The sequence below is a fragment of the Cytobacillus sp. FSL R7-0680 genome, assembly GCF_038009245.1.
GTDB classification, from domain to species: domain Bacteria; phylum Bacillota; class Bacilli; order Bacillales; family Cytobacillaceae; genus Cytobacillus; species Cytobacillus kochii.
Genome location: NZ_JBBPAO010000001.1, coordinates 2609028 through 2625661, shown reverse-complemented (window position 1 = coordinate 2625661; position 16634 = coordinate 2609028). Strand labels below are relative to the sequence as shown.

Here is a 16634-nt window from a genome sequence, read left to right as displayed (position 1 = left end):
AGGAAGCTAGGATTTAACAAAAAGATATGAATAGTAACTATTAAAGGATATTGACATAATATCAGTACCCTCAGTCAATCTGCTTTTAGTTTTCCAACGCGATCTTTAGAACCAGATATTCGTTTAAGCATAACCGCATAAAGGATAACAAGATGGTTCCAACCAAATCTGAGGAGGAACCAATTTTGTTTAAAATTTAATGCCGAAAAGCATTGTAAGAATATTACGCTTTTTTATTCTTTTTTTGGGTAAGATACTAGCAGTAGGGCTGTCAGAGGGAATAGGAGACACTTGCATGAAATTCTTCTTTTCAAGTATGTGTATACGTTCATGTAAACGTTCAATTTCTGCGTGTAATTCTTCTAACTCCTGCCGATGATGTAGCAACTGATAAGAAGTCACATCATCTGCTTTTGCATTTAAGCGTTGTTCTAACATATCCATTCTTGCGCTTAGTTCATCATTGGATATCTGTGGACTAGATATAGTGGCGTGCCGAATTTTTTTGCTAGTTACTTTTACGTCTTGAAGAAGGACACCTGTATTTAATTGATCATGAACTCTTTTTAATAATTGAATATCTTCTTCTGAGTAAGCATAATGGCCATGCTCATTTTTTGTCATATTTAAATTTAGCTGTTTTATCCATCGCTGAATAGTACTTTGGGATACACCGAGTAGTTTCGCTACAGCGCCTGTATTCAAAAGTAATCTCCTCCTTATCATTACTTTATTAAGAAGCATTCGCTTAAAGAAATATATTTTCCTTTACGTTTGACAAAACAAGTGTTGCTTCGTCAAAGATAGTGAATATTTTACAACCTTTTGAGTAATAATCGTTCTTAGTGGGGACAATGAAGAAAACAGATGGGAGGACAGGTAAAATGACAGAATACGAATTAGAAGACATCTTCCATGAGTCAGGGCATTACCACTTATATGAACAATTAAAGTATAAATTATGGATTGCTTATCAATGGCTAGAGGCAGATCGAAATATATTATCCGAGTTTCTAAATATTTATGATTTTGACCACAACGAAGAATTATATTGTAAGGAATTCTTATTTCATTATAAGATCTTTAAAAACATAAAGAAGAAGAATGCCTTTTATTAAATGAACAAGTAAATAATAAAAAAGCCCCCAAATCATTCAATTTGTGAGGCTCTTATTTCTTGAGTAATGAAGGCAATTATTTTATTTTATAATGTTGTGTGAAGAATTCGTCTGTTTCTTGTACAACAACTTTCCTCAACAGGAGTAGACCAACTAAGTTCGGAATCATCATTAATGCGTTAGCCATATCAGCAAATGCCCAAACGGTAGCTAAGTTAACCATTGCACCAGCTGCACAAGCAATAATATAAATCGCGCGGTAGCCTGCAATTCCTTTTGTCCCAGCTATATATTCAAAGCATTTCTCACCGTATACATACCAGCCTACAATTGTTGTAAATCCGAAAAAGATAACAGAAAAAGCGACGATATATTCTCCTGCTGTTCCTAATACTGATGCGAACGCTGCACTCGTTAATGCACCACCATCGAGATTAGGGTCATGGGTTACGCCAGAAAGTAATCCTCCTGTATAATCCCAAAAACCAGTAATGATTAATACAAGTCCAGTCATTGTACAAACGATGATGGTAACAATGAAAGTGCCTGTCATAGCAACAAGTGCTTGCTTCACAGGATGGTCTGTTTTGGCATTACCGGCGATTAAAGCAGCAGTACCTAAACCAGCTTCATTAGAAAAGATTCCTTTTGAGACACCATTTTTAATTGCCTCTGATACGACAACTCCTACAAAACCACCGGTTGCTGCGATGGGATTAAAAGCATAATGAAAAATTAATTGAAATGACGGAATAATCATTTCATAATTAACCGCAATGATGATTAAGGCGCCACCAATATAAAGAAAAGCCATAATGGGAACAAAGTATCCAGCGACGGTACTAATTCTTTGAATGCCTCCAAAAATAATGAGTGAAGCAAAAACAGCTAAAACGATGCCAGTAATAACACTGTTGATACCAAAGGATTCACTAGCTACTTGAGCAATCGTATTAGATTGCACGCTATTCCCTATACCTAAAGCGGCAAAAGCACCAAAAATGGCAAAGGCAATGGCTAACCATTTAAACTTAGCTCCTAATCCTCTCTCAATATAGTACATGGGTCCACTTGAATATTCACCATTGCTATTCTTTACACGATATTTCATTGCTAGTAAGGCTTCCGCGTATTTAGTAGCCATCCCGAAAAGCCCAACAATCCACATCCAAAAAATGGCGCCTGGTCCACCTAAAGTGATAGCTGTGGCGACTCCAGCAATGTTTCCATTCCCTATTGTTGCTGCCAATGCAGTCATTAACGCTTTGAAATTACTTACATCGCCTTCATCATTTGTATCCTTAGCGTTCCCTTCCTTTGTAAATGCTAATTTAAAAGCATAATAGAGTTTCGTAAATGTACGACCTTTAAGCATGATTGTTAGAAGTAGGCCCGTCCCAAACAATAAGATTAAACTGGGGGTTCCCCACAAAAAGGAATTAACTTTTTCAAGTATGTTCATAATGTCCACAGATGAATCTTCCTCTCTATAGTTGAATATCATACCATACTATATTTTTTTAGATGTAATCGCTTTCTTAAACATAAACCAAAATCATACTATCTTAATAAAATGATTGAAGTGCACGGAAAATTATAAGAATACTTATTATTGTAAAATTATACAAGGATAACTTCAATCAATTTTAAAAAAGTTTAACTATTTATAATAATCAATAAGTTTAAAAAGAGCTTTTCGACAGCATGTAAAGGTTTAGATATAATAAAAAAAAGAGGCAGTTGGAGGTTTGAAATGGGGAGAGAAAAACAGTACGGGAAAGATCCATTTAAACGATCATTTGATAACTTAGAAACATTTGTGGATAAAATTAGAGATGTTCTTGAATGTCCAGTTACTATTGAAGATGCTAATCATCGGTTATTAGCTTATAGTACGCATGATGACCAAACCGATCAGGCTAGAATTGCAACGATTATTAGCAGAAAAGTTCCCGAAAAGGTAATAAATAGTTTATGGAAAGCAGATGCTATACCTCAATTATTAAGGAGTGCTGAACCATTAAAGATTCCAGAAATTAAAGAAATTGGGCTGGGGAATAGGGTAGCAATCTCTATCAGGCATCAAGAAGAGGTGCTTGGCTATATTTGGGTGGTCGAACGAGATAAGTCTCTTACAGCAGAAGATATGTATTTACTAAAACTGGCTGCTCAATCGGCAAGAATTGAATTGTTGAAGCTTTATCGTCAAAAAAAGAAAAGAGAAGAAAGCTATCAGGATTTTTTCTGGCAGTTGTTAACTGGCAGATATCCCAAGCATGCAGAAGTAGTAGACAAGTTAGATGATTTTCATATCAAACCATCTCTACACTCTGCTGTCATTATTTTTCGTTTTATTGACGATATAGACATGCAAACAGAACAAAGCATGATTTATCTTATTTCAACGAGCCAAAAAATCCATATGACTTTTTATGCAACGATGGGTAATGATTTTATCTTACTAGCATCTCCGCCATCTACACAGGCAAATGAAACAGATTTATCTGAGTTTGTACAGTTTGTTATCAATCAAATGTATGTAAGGTTTGAAATTGATCATATCATTAGTGGCAGCAGTAGTTTGAAATTGACCTATGACCATGTTGAAGATCGCTATTCAGAATGCTTAGAAGTACTTCGTTTAAAATCACAATATCCGAAAGAAATGCAAGAAATCTATACTTATCACCAATTAGGTGTCTTTAAATATTTGGATGCCATTCTTGATATAAGAAGCCGTGATGCATATGAACATCCCGTCATCCAACGTTTAATTGATTATGACCATGCTCATCGAACGGAGCTATTAATGACGCTAGAGGCCTTTATTTTAAATGATAGCAATGTAAATGACGCTGCTAAAGTCCTGCATGTTCACGTTAATACATTAAATTATCGTTTGAAGAGAATTACAGAACTCACTCATGTGAACTTTAAAAGTACACATGAGAAATTTTCCTTGTATTTAGAACTGCAAATCCGCAAATACATAGAAAAAAAGCATCGTTTGTGAAATTACACAAATGATGCTTTTTCATTTTTCAAATATAAACAAAGTCATTTCAACATTCTATTATTATACTGACAATAGGGAAACATAAAATTGTCATTTATTATTTGACAATTTATTCTATGCAATTTATTCATACTTAAAAATTAATATAATAAATGGAAGGGGCCAAAAGGATATGATTATCGGCGTACCTAAAGAGATTAAAAACAACGAGAACCGTGTAGCAATGACACCAGCGGGGGTAGATGCATTAGTAAAAGCTGGACATGAAGTACTTATTGAAACGACTGCAGGACTCGGAAGTGGATTTCAAGATCAAGATTACGAGTTAACAGGCGCGAAAATCGTAGGCACGGCAAAAGAAGCATGGGCAGCGGAGATGGTAATGAAGGTAAAAGAACCGCTACCAACTGAATATGACTATTTCCGTAAAGGCCTAGTATTGTTTACTTATTTGCATTTAGCAGCAGAACCAGAATTGGCAGATGCGCTAGTGAAAAGTGGAGTAACGGCTATTGCATATGAAACAGTTGAGGTGAACCGTACACTTCCATTATTAACACCAATGAGTGAAGTTGCCGGTAGAATGGCTACACAAGTTGGAGCGCAATTCTTACAAAAAACAAACGGTGGCCAAGGAATATTACTTGCAGGTGTGCCAGGTGTATCTCGAGGAAAAGTGACGATTATTGGTGGGGGCGTTGTGGGTATTAATGCTGCGAAAATGGCCATTGGTCTTGGTGCAGATGTAACAATCATTGATTTAAGCCCTGAAAGACTTCGTCAACTTGATGATATTTTCGGTAATAGCATTCAAACATTAATGTCTAATCCATTAAATATTGCTGAATCCGTAAAAGAAGCTGACCTTGTAATTGGTGCTGTACTCATTCCAGGAGCAAAAGCGCCAAAATTAGTAACAGAAGAAATGATTCAAACGATGAAACCTGGTGCAGTCGTTATCGACGTTGCGGTTGACCAAGGTGGTATTCTTGAAACGGTTGATCATGTAACTACACATGATGATCCAACATATATTAAACATGGTGTTGTGCATTATGCTGTGGCAAACATGCCAGGTGCCGTGCCAAGAACATCAACAATCGCATTAACGAATGTAACAATTCCTTATGCATTACAAATAGCGACTAAAGGTGCACATCTAGCTGTTGAACAAAACCCAGCATTGAAATTAGGGGTAAACGTAGTAAATGGGCATGTAACGTATGAAGCAGTCGCAAGGGACTTAGGTTATGATTATGTTCAAGTCGATGCAGCATTCGCAAATGAAGAAATAACAAACTAATGATACTTTCTCCTACCTCTTAATAGGGGTAGGTTTTTTTACTTTTTGGATGATATATTAGACGATGTATGAATTTGTAGGAGTAGTTCAGTTGATACTAAATCATGTTGAACGCGATTTTCTTATAGCCTTCATTTAGTATTCTTTTGCTATGATGGTTAACGTATCTTCAGGAGCCCCTTTACCATTCAAGGATTTAATAGGGCTGTATTTTTCTAGTTACACATATAGGGGATAATCGAATTCCTTCAAAATATTAAAATAGAAAAATGGATTGTATTCTTTGTACGGAAAGGTTTATCTTTTCACATTCTGTTATTGATCATCTTATTTTTTTGCCTCTTCTTGTGTACCAATTAGTCTAGTAATAGAAAAAAGGTCACTTGAGAGGGCTAAAAAGAGAAGTAAAAAGCCATTAGACCAAGAGCCTTCAATCAAAATTTGACATTTTTCATTAAACTCTATATAATCTTCAAAAAATAGTTAATCGTTGATGAGGAATAGTAAGTTTTCATCATTATTTTCAGAGAAGGTATCCGTTTGTGCTGTAAGATATCTATTAATGAAAAGCTGAACCTGCCCTCTGAGTACATATTCTTTAGAATATGCGGTTTACTTGTTGAACCGTTATCAATAAGAGTGCAAAGCTTTGCTTTGAAATAGGGTGGTACCACCAGTCATTGGGTCCCTATTTGAAAGCAGGGCTTTTTTGTGTCTTTGAAAGAATAAAAATTAAAAATGAGGTGTCAATATGGGTAAGCAGTTTGTGAAAGAAATAACATCAATGAATGAAGATTTTCCACAATGGTATACAGATGTCGTAAAGAAAGCTGATTTAGTCGATTATTCGAGTGTGAGAGGTTCAATGATTATTCGTCCAAATGGTTACGCCCTTTGGGAGAACATTAAATCAGCACTTGATCAAAAGATAAAAGAAACTGGGCATGAAAATGTTTATATGCCTCTATTTATACCTGAGAGCCTTCTTCAGAAAGAAAAAGATCATATTGAAGGATTTGCCCCAGAAGTTGCTTGGGTAACTCATGGTGGGGAAGATGAGCTTGCTGAGAGACTTTGTGTGCGCCCGACATCAGAAGTACTTTTCGGAGAACATTATAAAAATATTATTCACTCTTATCGTGATTTACCAAAGCTTTATAATCAATGGTCAAATGTTGTTCGATGGGAGAAAACAACAAGACCATTTTTACGAACGTTGGAGTTTTTATGGCAAGAGGGCCATACTTGTCATGCGACGGATGAAGAAGCGTTAGAAGAAACAGTAAAGATGCTAGAAGTCTATGCAGATATTTGTGAAAATCTTTTAGCTATCCCTGTTGTTAAAGGCAAGAAAACGGAAAAAGAAAAGTTTGCTGGCGCTAAATTAACTTATACAATTGAAAGTTTAATGCATGATGGTAAAGCGCTACAATCAGGGACATCTCATCATTTAGGAGATGGCTTTGCAAAGGCATTTGGGATTCAATTTACCGACCAAGATGGAAAAGAGCAGTATGTGCAGCAAACTTCTTGGGGATTCACAACCAGAATTATCGGTGCGATGATTATGGTCCACGGTGATGACAGAGGTTTAGTAATTCCGCCAAAGGTTGCCCCAAAGCAGGTAATGATTGTTCCTATTGCGCAACATAAGGGTGGCGTATTAGATTTTGCCTATGATTTAAAAGAAAGACTAAGTAAAGTAGCGCGCGTAGATATTGATGCAAGTGATAAAAAGCCAGGTTGGAAATTTAATGAATATGAAATGAAGGGTGTGCCCATTCGCTTAGAAGTAGGTCCTAAAGATATTGAAAAGGGCCAAGTCGTACTTGCAAGAAGAGATACAGGGGAGAAAATGGTCACTCCATTAGAAAATCTAGAAGAAACAATTGTTCAACTCTTAGAAAAGGTTCAAACTTCACTTTATCATAAGGCAAAAGAACATCGCAACGAACATACGTATGAAGCATATACTTATGAAGAGTTTAAGCAGATATTTAATGAAAAACAAGGATTCGTCAAAGCGATGTGGTGTGGCAATCAAGCATGCGAAGAGAAAATAAAAGAAGACACGAGTGTGACTTCCCGATGTATGCCATTTGATGAAACGGCGATTGCTAAAGCGTGTGTTTGCTGTAAAGAAGAAGCACAGCATCTTGTCTATTGGGCTAAAGCTTATTAAGAAAAAAATTTTATTGACCCATATCTTTTTTTCACTTATAGCCGTTTAAGTAATAGAAAGTGTGAAGGGGTGAAGGAAACAATGCAGAAGGAGCAGATGGTAAGCCGGTCAGCAACGTTAGATTTGATTGCGAAAAAGTATTATCGAGACTTAGTAAGCTATTGCACCTTTCTTTGCCAAAATGAGTGGGATGGAGAGGACATAGCGCAAGAAACCATCTTGAAGGCAATGAAGTATAACGAGGCTAAATTAACACGAGCTTTGTTAAAGAAAATTGCTTATCATCAATGGATCGATGTGGTTAGAAAAAAGAAAAAAGAGCAATTAACAGAAAATCATGTTGATATCGAAACAAGAAATCATCATTTGACAGAAACAATTGAATTATTATTAGAGAAATTAACTGTGCAACAGGCGCTAGCTTTTTCATTAAAAGAAGCGTTTTTATTTAAGAATAGTGAAATTGCAGAGATGTTAAATATGAAAGAAGCCTCTGTTAAGAGTTTATTGCATCGAGCAAGAAGACGTTTAGGAACAGATATGAAAGAATTAAATCAGCAATGGGATGAGCCGGTCGAGAGAAAAATCTTTCAAGTTTTCCATCGTGCACTTGAGCATCAACATCCCACTGAGCTTATCAAATTACTGCCAATAATTAATCATTATAGTACTTCCAAGCAAAGCACCCCTTCAAATGCTTTCAATATGATGGCAGCTTAATGCTTGCCTTTTGGAGGTTTCCTAATGAGTATAATACCTTATGTAATTGAACAAACGGCTAAAGGTGAACGGTCCTATGACATTTATTCAAGACTATTGAGAGATCGGATTATTATGATTGGTGAAGAAATCAATGATCATATGGCGAATAATATTGTTGCTCAAATATTATTTTTAGCTGCAGAAGATGAGAAAAAAGATATTTCACTCTATATTAATAGTCCTGGAGGATCAACAACAGCGGGCTTTGCTATTTTAGATACACTCGACTATGTTAGGTGTGATATTCGCACTATCTGTACAGGGATGGCTGCCTCATTTGGTGCACTACTGCTTCTATCTGGCACGAAAGGAAAACGATTTGTGCTTCCTCATAGCGAAGTAATGATTCATCAGCCCTTAGGTGGTGCAAGAGGGCAAGCGACAGATATTGAGATCTCTGCAAGGAGGATATTAAAGCTAAAAGACGTAACCAACCAAATGATTGCCGAGAAAACAAATCAACCATTAGACAAGGTGAAGTTGGATACAGAACGTGATTATTTTATGAGCGCACAAGAAGCGGTGGATTATGGAATCGCGGATGCTATTTTAACGAAGAGTGAATGATAATAACTCACATTAAGCCCACGCTTAATTGATGATAGATGCATATGTAATAGGGAAGGTACCCAGCTTTTAATTAAAGGAGGTAATCCCTAGTGCATTATTATTATCGACATCCTGGTGTTGCGGATGAACGCTTTTTTCCCTTTTTGGCGGCGCCATTTGTTGGCGGTTTTCTTGGAGGATTAGCGGGAGGGGCGTTAGCCGCACCGCTGTTCTTTAGACCTAGGCCGTGTTTTGGAGGACCTTGTCCACCATATGGATACGGTTACGGCCCCGGCCCTGTTCCATATGGCAATCAAGGTTTTGGTGGCTACCAAAATCCCTATGCTGGCAATCCCAATCTTTATGGACCAAATATTAATATAAATAATGAGATTAACTAGATAAAAATGATACCACGGAGAGATGCTGTGGTATTTTTTTGTAAGCTTAAATTTATATATTGAAGGATAGTACAGCAAAATCATAACCAAGATTATAAAAATAAAAAGCAGTCGTAAATTGACTGCTCTTCTATATTAGGTTTGAAAATATGGCTTAACCCTACATTTGCATCGTAGTCCATTTTAATTTTAATGACAAATTCGCACTTTGATCACCGGCAGATTGAAAATTTAATGTTAATCCATCTGGTGTATAAGTAACTTTCGGATGATTGTTCAGATTAGCAGAATCAATTAATTGATTAACTTTTGTTTGATTTGATTCCTGGGCAGCAGTCATAATATTATAGGAGTATTCTCTGGACTTCGCCATTTTATCAAGTAATTTACTAGCACTATTCATTAATACTTCCATTGCTTTTGCTGATTGAATGAACTGATCCGGATTAACTGGAGGGAATGAACGTATAGGTATTGGTGGATAAGGGTGGCAATATATAGGATAGGTATAAGGATACGGACAAATAGGAGAGGGATTAAAACGTGTAGGATACATCATAGGTCTCCTTTCAATATCGCATTAGCATAAATATATGTGCCTAAGGCTTATTCTATGATTAAACAGAATATTCCCATAAAATATATGTTCGGTTATAATGGTAGTTGAGGGGAGGCGTACATATGTATCCAAAAACAATGATAGAAACGTTAGGTATTGAAATTACAAGCCTTGAAAAGGGAAAGGTTGTTGCCACTATGCCTGTAGACGGCAGAACGAGACAGCCATTTGGTATCCTTCATGGAGGGGCTTCTGTAGCGCTTGCTGAAACTGTAGCGAGCTTAGGTGCTTATGAACTCGTTGATAAAGAAACAGAAGGTGTAGCAGGACTAGAGATTAATGCTAACCATATTAAGTCAAAGAAAGACGGCGTTGTGACAGCAATTGCAACAGTTCTACATCAAGGAAAAACAACGATGGTTTGGGAAATAAAGATTGTCGATGAACAAGAAAAATTAATATGTGCATCAAGGTGTACAATGGCTGTTTTAAAATTGAAAAAGTCTTAATGAAATGCGGGTGGAAAGGTAATTTCTACCCTGTTTTTTTTTGGTTTTATATGTGGCATTGTATGATATGAAAGTTAAACCTTCGCATGGTGTCCAGTATCCACACAACAATCATTTTTAATAAACCGCACTTAGTTACGTTTCATTCATTTGATTAGTCACGATTGGAAAATTTGTTTATTAAAATAAAAAAAACGCCACCTACATGCAGTTTAGATTGCATATGGTAGCGTTTTTTTTTTATAGATTCTTCCCTAATTTCTTTTTAAATTCTTCATATTTTTGTTGTTCATTAGATTTCTTTATCTCGAGGTATTCTTGGTAATCATCAACCTTACTACCTTCCATTTTTACGCCATGATGATAGGCTGCTCTTCCAAGTAAATGGCCAGCAACTGGAGCTGTTAAAAACATAAAGACGATGCAGAGAAGTACTCTTGTATTAAACTCACTCTCATGAAAATAAAAGTAAAAGAATGCAGCTAATAATATACAAAGGACACCAAGTGTAGCAGCTTTTGAAGCAGCATGGTTTCTCGTATATACATCAGGTAATCTGATTACACCTAGCGCAGCTATTAAGTGAAAGAACGCTCCGAGAATAATAAATATGACGATGATAATATTAGCGATCTCTATCATGATCAATGATGACTCCCTTCTCTAGATATTTGGAGAAGGCTACTGTCCCGATAAACGCTAATATCCCAAATAGTAAAATGAACTCTACATAGGCAGTTGTATCTACTTTGATACATATTAACGCGACAATACCAACAATGTTTACACCAACGGCGTCTAAAGCAACGATACGATCCGGCAATGTTGGGCCTTTAATGATTCGGTAGACTAATGCAAGCATGGATAGAGCTAAACAAATGATTGCAATTGTAACGGCAGTTTGTATCATTTTCGGCTCACCTCCATAATCGCCTTTTCGAAGCTTGTTTGAATCGCTTCTATTTCATCCTGGACATCATTCATATCTACAGCATGTACAAAAAGGATTTTCTTATCTTCTGATATATCTACTACTAACGTACCTGGTGTTAGGGTAATTAAGTTAGATAGTGTGGTAATTTCCCAGTCCTTTTCTAAACTTGTTGGATAGGCAAATATCCCAGGCGTGTTGTGTAGCTTAGGTGTTAACACAATCTTAACGACAGCAATGTTGGCTAGAATTAGCTCTCGTATAAAGATAAAGAGCAATTTAACCACTGCATAAACACGGTACAAATAAAAACGGCTGCTGAAGAAATTTCTAAATACAAACAAAATGAGTAGGCCAAAAAAGTATCCTTTGATAAATGCCACTAGATCATACGTTGTTGTTAGAAACATCCACATAAACCCAAGACAAACATTTAATAAAATTTGAACTGCCATACTCACTACTCCTTTAGAACTGCATCGATATATAAATTGGTGTTGATTAAACTTTCAGCAGCTTGAGAGATATACGGATAAACAAAATCTGCACCTACACCATAGCAGATAGAAAGAATGACTAAGATCACTGGAGCGATTAATAACTGCTTATAAGGAACTGTCTTTTCATTTGCAAATGTTTTTGGTTCGCCCCAAATGCCATTAATAAAGATTTTCATAATAGAGATGAGCACGAATAAGCTAGATGCTAACACAATTGCAGCGCCAATGAAGTGTTCAGATGAAAATCCACCTTGAACAATAAGGACTTTTCCAACGAAACCACTTAATGGTGGAATACCAGCTAATGCAAGTGCTGCAAGGAAGAATGTCCAGCTGAACCCTGGATAATTCTTTATTAATCCGCCCATTTGCTTTAAGTTATTTGTACCTGTAATGGTTGCCATTAACCCAACAAGTAAGAATAACCCTGCTTTGATAATCATGTCATGAATAAGATAGAATATTGATCCTGTTAAGGCATTTTCATTCATTGTACTTACTCCGAACAGAATGATACCGACAGCAACAATAATGTTGTATATGATAATCTTTTTAACATCCCAATAAGCCAGTGCACCGATAATCCCAGTAATAATAGTTAAAATCGCTAAGATCATGATCACTTGTTGAACATATCCACCTTCTTCGTAAAAGAATAGGGAGTAAGTTCTAATAATAGAATATACACCGACTTTTGTGAGGAGTGCTCCAAAAATAGCCATTACAGGTGCTGGAGGTGCATAATAAGAGCCCGGTAACCAGAAATATAACGGGAATATTGCCCCTTTCAAACCAAAGACGATGAGGAATATGATTCCAATAATCGTAATCACACCAGGTTGAGAAACCCCGCTTATTTCACTCACTCTCTCAGCAATATGCGCCATATTCAAAGTTCCTACGACCGAATAAAGGTAACCAACTGCAATGACGAATAAACCGGAAGAAATAACGTTAACTAAAATATACTTGATGGATTCTCTTAATTGAATTTTCGTTCCACCGAGTAGAATTAAAGCATAAGAAGACATTAACATGACTTCAAAAAATACAAAAAGGTTAAAAATATCGCCTGTCGTAAAAGCACCATTTACACCAACAATTAAAAATTGTAAAGCGGCATAAAAATGATATTTTTCACGATCTTCGCCAATTCCTTTAAATGAATAAATAATACATGCAAATGCGACGATACTCGTTGTTAATACAAGTAAAGATGATAACATATCAGAAACAAGGGTTATACCAAAAGGGGCATCCCAGTTCGATAAGTTTAATGTTTGTATACCGTCATTTTTTACCTGATTCACTAATAGTGCAGATAGAATGACTGTAGCAAAGGCTGATAGACCAGCAACCCACCTTTGAGCAATAACTGATTTATTTAAAAAGATCAGAATGACGGCGGTAATTAACGGAACTAGAATAGGGAGTATCAAAAAATTAATCATTGCCATCATTTCCTCTCAATTTCTCCATATTATCTGTGCCAAGTTCTTTGTATGAGCGATACCCTAATACGAGGAATAGAGCAGTAACTCCAAAAGCAATAACGATTGCTGTCAAAATGAGTGCTTGAGGAAGAGGGTCTGTATATGCGCTTGCTTCTTCACCCACTAAAGGTGGTGCACCTCTCTTCAAGCCTCCCATAGTTAATAAGAGAAGATGTACGCCATGACTTAATACAGTTGTCCCTAAAATGATTCGCACAACACTTCGTGAAAGCATCAAATAGGTTGCAGACATGAAAAGAATGCCGGCAATAAAAATCATTAGTATTTCCATTATTCATCATCTCCTCCTATCGTTTGAATAATGGACATCGTTACACCTACAACAACAAGATATACCCCTAGATCAAACAATGTCGCTGTATGCAAGTGAAGCTCACCTAAAATAGGTACATGAAGGTCTCCAAATGCATGTGTTAAAAAAGGTTTGTTGTAAATAAATGCACCTGCACCTGTTCCAATAGCAAAAACTAAACCAAGTGCAACCATATATAAGAAGTTGAATGGTAAAATATTTCTTACTGTTTGAAGGTCATAGGCTAAGAGTAGAAGCAGGATGGCGCCTGACGTTAATAAGCCGCCTACAAATCCGCCTCCAGGTGTATAATGTCCAGCAAAAAAGATATAAATGGAGAAAATCATGATGAGAAATAATAACACTTTCGTCATCGATTGCAAGATAACGTTACTTGTTTTCAATTTTCTTTCCTCCATTTCTCCTTAGCTTAATCAGACCGAAAATAGCTAATGCAGCAATACCTAACACGGCGATTTCAAACATCGTATCAAAGCCCCTAAAGTCAACTAAGATTACATTAACCATGTTCTTCCCAGCAGCTTCACTATACGTATTCTCAATATAATATTGTGAAATAGAATCAAATAGTTTCGTACTATGCGCTGTTAATCCAACTAAAATGACGAATAAGCCAACCCCTACTGAAATAATGGCATTTCGCACTTTCACTGGTACAGGATCGTCTGTCAATTTCTTCGGTAAGTGATAGAAGCAAAGTAAGAATAGTGATACAGAAATTGTCTCAATCACCAATTGAGTGAGCGCTAAATCTGGCGCTCTAAAAACGATGAATAGCAAGGCAACCATATATCCTATTGTTCCAGTTAGTAGAATAGAAACAATACGAGACTTAGTAAACAATAGAGCGATAGATGCAGCAGCCACAATAAATGTTAGTATTACTTCGTAGAATTCAATTGGCGCTAAATTATCAGTGCTAAAGGCGAAAGCGTCTAGCCCAAATAATGAACCAATAATAAGCACAACCATGAAAATAAACATATAGCTTAAATAATGGTTAATGGATCCTGACATTACATTGCGATTTAAGCTGTAAGAGCCTTTATACATTGAATCAAGTAACCCATCATAGAAGCGGTTAAGTGTAATTTTCTCCGGGAAAATACCATAAATGCCACGCCATTTATTTAATCCAAGGTACATTAGAATCCCAACAATAATAACACCGATTGTCATAAATAATTCTGTATTAAAACCGTGCCACATAGAAATATGAACATCAAACTCATACATAGGCATAATCGTTTCTATAGCAGGTACTAACAAAGGTTTTACGAGATTAGGGAAAAAGCCGATTACAATAACTAATGATGCTAAAATAATTGGAGAAATAAGCATACCAATAGGGGCTTCATGCGGTTTTTTCTCTAATTTCTCTGGTTGATATTTCCCTGTAAATGTTTTGAAAACAAGGATCATACTGTATATGAAAGTAAACACACTCGCAATCCAAGCAATAACTGGAATAATAATGCTCCAATCAAAATCCATATGAAGTGCATTAATCATACCAGTAAAGAACATCTCTTTGCTAAGGAAGCCATTGAATGGTGGTAACCCAGCCATAGCAAAGGTGCCAATTATAGCAATCGTAAATGTAATTGGCATGAGGTTCATCAAACCACCTAGCTTACGAATATCCCTTGTACCTGTTTCATGGTCGACTATCCCTACGACCATAAATAAACTTCCTTTAAAGGTAGCATGGTTCATCAAATGGAAAATTGCAGCAGTAGTTGCTACCATAAAATATTCAGGTTGTTCGTAATGCAGCGCAGCAGCTCCTACGCCTAGTAAAGACATAATTAATCCAAGTTGACTTATGGTCGAAAAGGCTAGGATAGATTTTAGATCTGTTTGTTTGACCGCTGAGAAGGATCCCCAGAATAATGTGAACAATCCAAAAGCAATGATGAGCCCCATCCATAAAGTGTCTTCGGCAAAAACTGGACTCATTCTAGCTACTAGATAGATCCCCGCTTTAACCATTGTAGCTGAGTGAAGGTAAGCACTAACAGGGGTTGGTGCTTCCATCGCATCTGGTAACCAGATATGGAATGGAAATTGTGCCGATTTCGTGAATGCACCTAATAGAATACATAAAAGAGCGGCAACAAAAAGTGGGTGATCAATAATTGTGTCAGCTTGTGCGACAATTTCGGTAATACTGAACGTTCCGGTCATGTTATAGAGAAGGATGATTCCTCCCAACATAGCTAGTCCACCTAAAACGGTGATAATCATTGATTTTTGTGCACCATAACGTGATTTCTCTCGATTGTACCAATAGCCAATTAAGAGAAAAGATGAAAAGCTAGTTAATTCCCAAAACGCATAAAGGACAATTAAATTGTCTGATAAAACAACACCAAGCATTGCCCCCATGAACAGCAATAAATAAACATAGAATGTATTTAATTTCTCTTTCTGTTTAGAAAGATAGTAAATAGAATACAGAATAACTAACGAACCAATCCCAGTAATTAATAAAGCGAATAATAAACCTAGTCCATCCACTTTAACTGTGAAGTCAATTCCTAAAGAAGAGATCCATGAAAACGATTCCATTGTTACTTGTTTATTTGTTGTTTTAGAAATAAAACTACTGAAATAAATGAACAGCAGAATAGGAAGTGGTAGTATAAACCACCCTGTGTGTACTGACTTAATATTTTTATATATTAGCGGTACAAACACTGCGATAATAAATGGCGCAATAATCGCCAAATGTAACAGTGACAAGAAATTACCCCCTTTTGAAGAAAAAATCTGTGAATTGCAAGATAATGCAGAGAAATATGCTATTCATACTAAAGTTCAACAGCTACGGTAGTAATTATAACGTAAAAAGTTATCAGTTGCATTGAAGAAATCCTCTAGCAGTAGGTTTCCCCATAAACTTTATAAATAAGTAGAAACACGTCGATTTTTGGCAAAAATTTTTTAAATGAATAAAAAAACGAATAATTATACA

General features: G+C 36.2%; 18 protein-coding genes and 1 other annotated feature. Of the genes, 8 read left to right on the top strand and 10 right to left on the bottom strand.

Annotated features, from left to right (window positions below):
- Positions 1-189: 189 nt before the first annotated feature.
- The gene (locus MKY26_RS13075; RefSeq protein WP_322910414.1) at positions 190-705 is read right to left on the bottom strand and encodes a MerR family transcriptional regulator; all 516 of its coding nucleotides are present in this window, start codon (positions 703-705) and stop codon (positions 190-192) included.
- Positions 706-884: 179 nt separating this feature from the next.
- On the opposite strand from MKY26_RS13075, the gene MKY26_RS13070 reads away from it, so the two are divergent.
- Positions 885-1118 (top strand): hypothetical protein, encoded by a 234-nt coding sequence (locus tag MKY26_RS13070; protein ID WP_095372053.1) that lies wholly within the window; start codon positions 885-887, stop codon positions 1116-1118.
- Positions 1119-1194: 76 nt separating this feature from the next.
- On the opposite strand, the gene MKY26_RS13065 is transcribed toward MKY26_RS13070, so the two are convergent.
- On the bottom strand, positions 1195-2580 hold the full coding sequence (locus tag MKY26_RS13065; RefSeq protein WP_328197467.1) for an alanine/glycine:cation symporter family protein: 1386 nt from the start codon (positions 2578-2580) through the stop codon (positions 1195-1197).
- A gap of 291 nt (positions 2581-2871) precedes the next feature.
- Here MKY26_RS13065 and MKY26_RS13060 point away from each other — a divergent pair, with 291 nt between their 5' ends.
- From MKY26_RS13060 to MKY26_RS13035, 6 genes are all read left to right on the top strand, one after another.
- Positions 2872-4131, top strand: a complete 1260-nt coding sequence (locus MKY26_RS13060) for a PucR family transcriptional regulator (protein ID WP_322910413.1) — start codon at positions 2872-2874, stop codon at positions 4129-4131.
- Between the two features lie 175 nt (positions 4132-4306).
- Positions 4307-5437 (top strand): alanine dehydrogenase, encoded by a 1131-nt coding sequence (ald, locus tag MKY26_RS13055; protein WP_307318163.1) that lies wholly within the window; start codon positions 4307-4309, stop codon positions 5435-5437.
- Positions 5438-5918: 481 nt separating this feature from the next.
- Positions 5919-6130 (top strand) — a binding site (T-box leader).
- A 58-nt stretch (positions 6131-6188) separates the two neighbouring features.
- Positions 6189-7619: a proline--tRNA ligase gene (gene proS, locus MKY26_RS13050; RefSeq protein WP_341097861.1), complete on the top strand. Its 1431-nt coding sequence runs from the start codon at positions 6189-6191 to the stop codon at positions 7617-7619.
- Positions 7620-7700: 81 nt separating this feature from the next.
- A complete protein-coding gene (locus MKY26_RS13045; RefSeq protein WP_341097860.1) occupies positions 7701-8339 on the top strand; it encodes a sigma-70 family RNA polymerase sigma factor in 639 nt (212 codons plus the stop codon).
- 24 nt (positions 8340-8363) lie between these two features.
- Positions 8364-8948, top strand: a complete 585-nt coding sequence (locus MKY26_RS13040; RefSeq protein ID WP_341097859.1) for an ATP-dependent Clp protease proteolytic subunit — start codon at positions 8364-8366, stop codon at positions 8946-8948.
- Between the two features lie 92 nt (positions 8949-9040).
- A complete protein-coding gene (locus MKY26_RS13035) occupies positions 9041-9331 on the top strand; it encodes a hypothetical protein (protein ID WP_180316908.1) in 291 nt (96 codons plus the stop codon).
- A 160-nt stretch (positions 9332-9491) separates the two neighbouring features.
- Here the strand turns inward: MKY26_RS13035 and MKY26_RS13030 are convergent, their stop codons facing one another.
- Positions 9492-9890 (bottom strand): hypothetical protein, encoded by a 399-nt coding sequence (locus MKY26_RS13030; protein WP_341097858.1) that lies wholly within the window; start codon positions 9888-9890, stop codon positions 9492-9494.
- A 122-nt stretch (positions 9891-10012) separates the two neighbouring features.
- On the opposite strand from MKY26_RS13030, the gene MKY26_RS13025 reads away from it, so the two are divergent.
- Entirely contained in the window at positions 10013-10399 is a 387-nt protein-coding gene (locus MKY26_RS13025; RefSeq protein WP_095372060.1) for a hotdog fold thioesterase, read from the top strand.
- 240 nt (positions 10400-10639) lie between these two features.
- On the opposite strand, the gene mnhG is transcribed toward MKY26_RS13025, so the two are convergent.
- From mnhG to MKY26_RS12990, 7 genes are read right to left on the bottom strand one after another with little or no spacing between them, the layout of a single operon-like run.
- On the bottom strand, positions 10640-11041 hold the full coding sequence (gene mnhG, locus MKY26_RS13020; protein ID WP_095372061.1) for a monovalent cation/H(+) antiporter subunit G: 402 nt from the start codon (positions 11039-11041) through the stop codon (positions 10640-10642).
- Positions 11025-11309 carry a Na(+)/H(+) antiporter subunit F1 gene (locus MKY26_RS13015; RefSeq protein WP_095372062.1) on the bottom strand — a complete coding sequence of 95 codons (285 nt, stop codon included), beginning with the start codon at positions 11307-11309 and terminating at the stop codon, positions 11025-11027. The genes mnhG and MKY26_RS13015 overlap by 17 nt, the downstream gene beginning before the upstream one ends.
- Complete coding sequence (locus tag MKY26_RS13010; RefSeq protein WP_095372063.1) at positions 11306-11785, bottom strand: Na+/H+ antiporter subunit E; 480 nt, start codon at positions 11783-11785, stop codon at positions 11306-11308. Before MKY26_RS13010 ends, MKY26_RS13015 begins: the two co-directional genes overlap by 4 nt.
- Before the next feature lie 5 nt (positions 11786-11790).
- Positions 11791-13281, bottom strand: coding sequence for a Na+/H+ antiporter subunit D (locus MKY26_RS13005; RefSeq protein ID WP_095373614.1), 1491 nt, complete (start codon positions 13279-13281; stop codon positions 11791-11793).
- Positions 13274-13615, bottom strand: a complete 342-nt coding sequence (locus MKY26_RS13000; RefSeq protein ID WP_095372064.1) for a Na(+)/H(+) antiporter subunit C — start codon at positions 13613-13615, stop codon at positions 13274-13276. Before MKY26_RS13000 ends, MKY26_RS13005 begins: the two co-directional genes overlap by 8 nt.
- Positions 13615-14055: a Na(+)/H(+) antiporter subunit B gene (locus tag MKY26_RS12995; RefSeq protein ID WP_180316937.1), complete on the bottom strand. Its 441-nt coding sequence runs from the start codon at positions 14053-14055 to the stop codon at positions 13615-13617. The genes MKY26_RS13000 and MKY26_RS12995 overlap by 1 nt, the downstream gene beginning before the upstream one ends.
- Positions 14027-16402 (bottom strand): Na+/H+ antiporter subunit A, encoded by a 2376-nt coding sequence (locus MKY26_RS12990; protein ID WP_095372066.1) that lies wholly within the window; start codon positions 16400-16402, stop codon positions 14027-14029. The genes MKY26_RS12995 and MKY26_RS12990 overlap by 29 nt, the downstream gene beginning before the upstream one ends.
- Positions 16403-16634 lie beyond the last annotated feature (232 nt).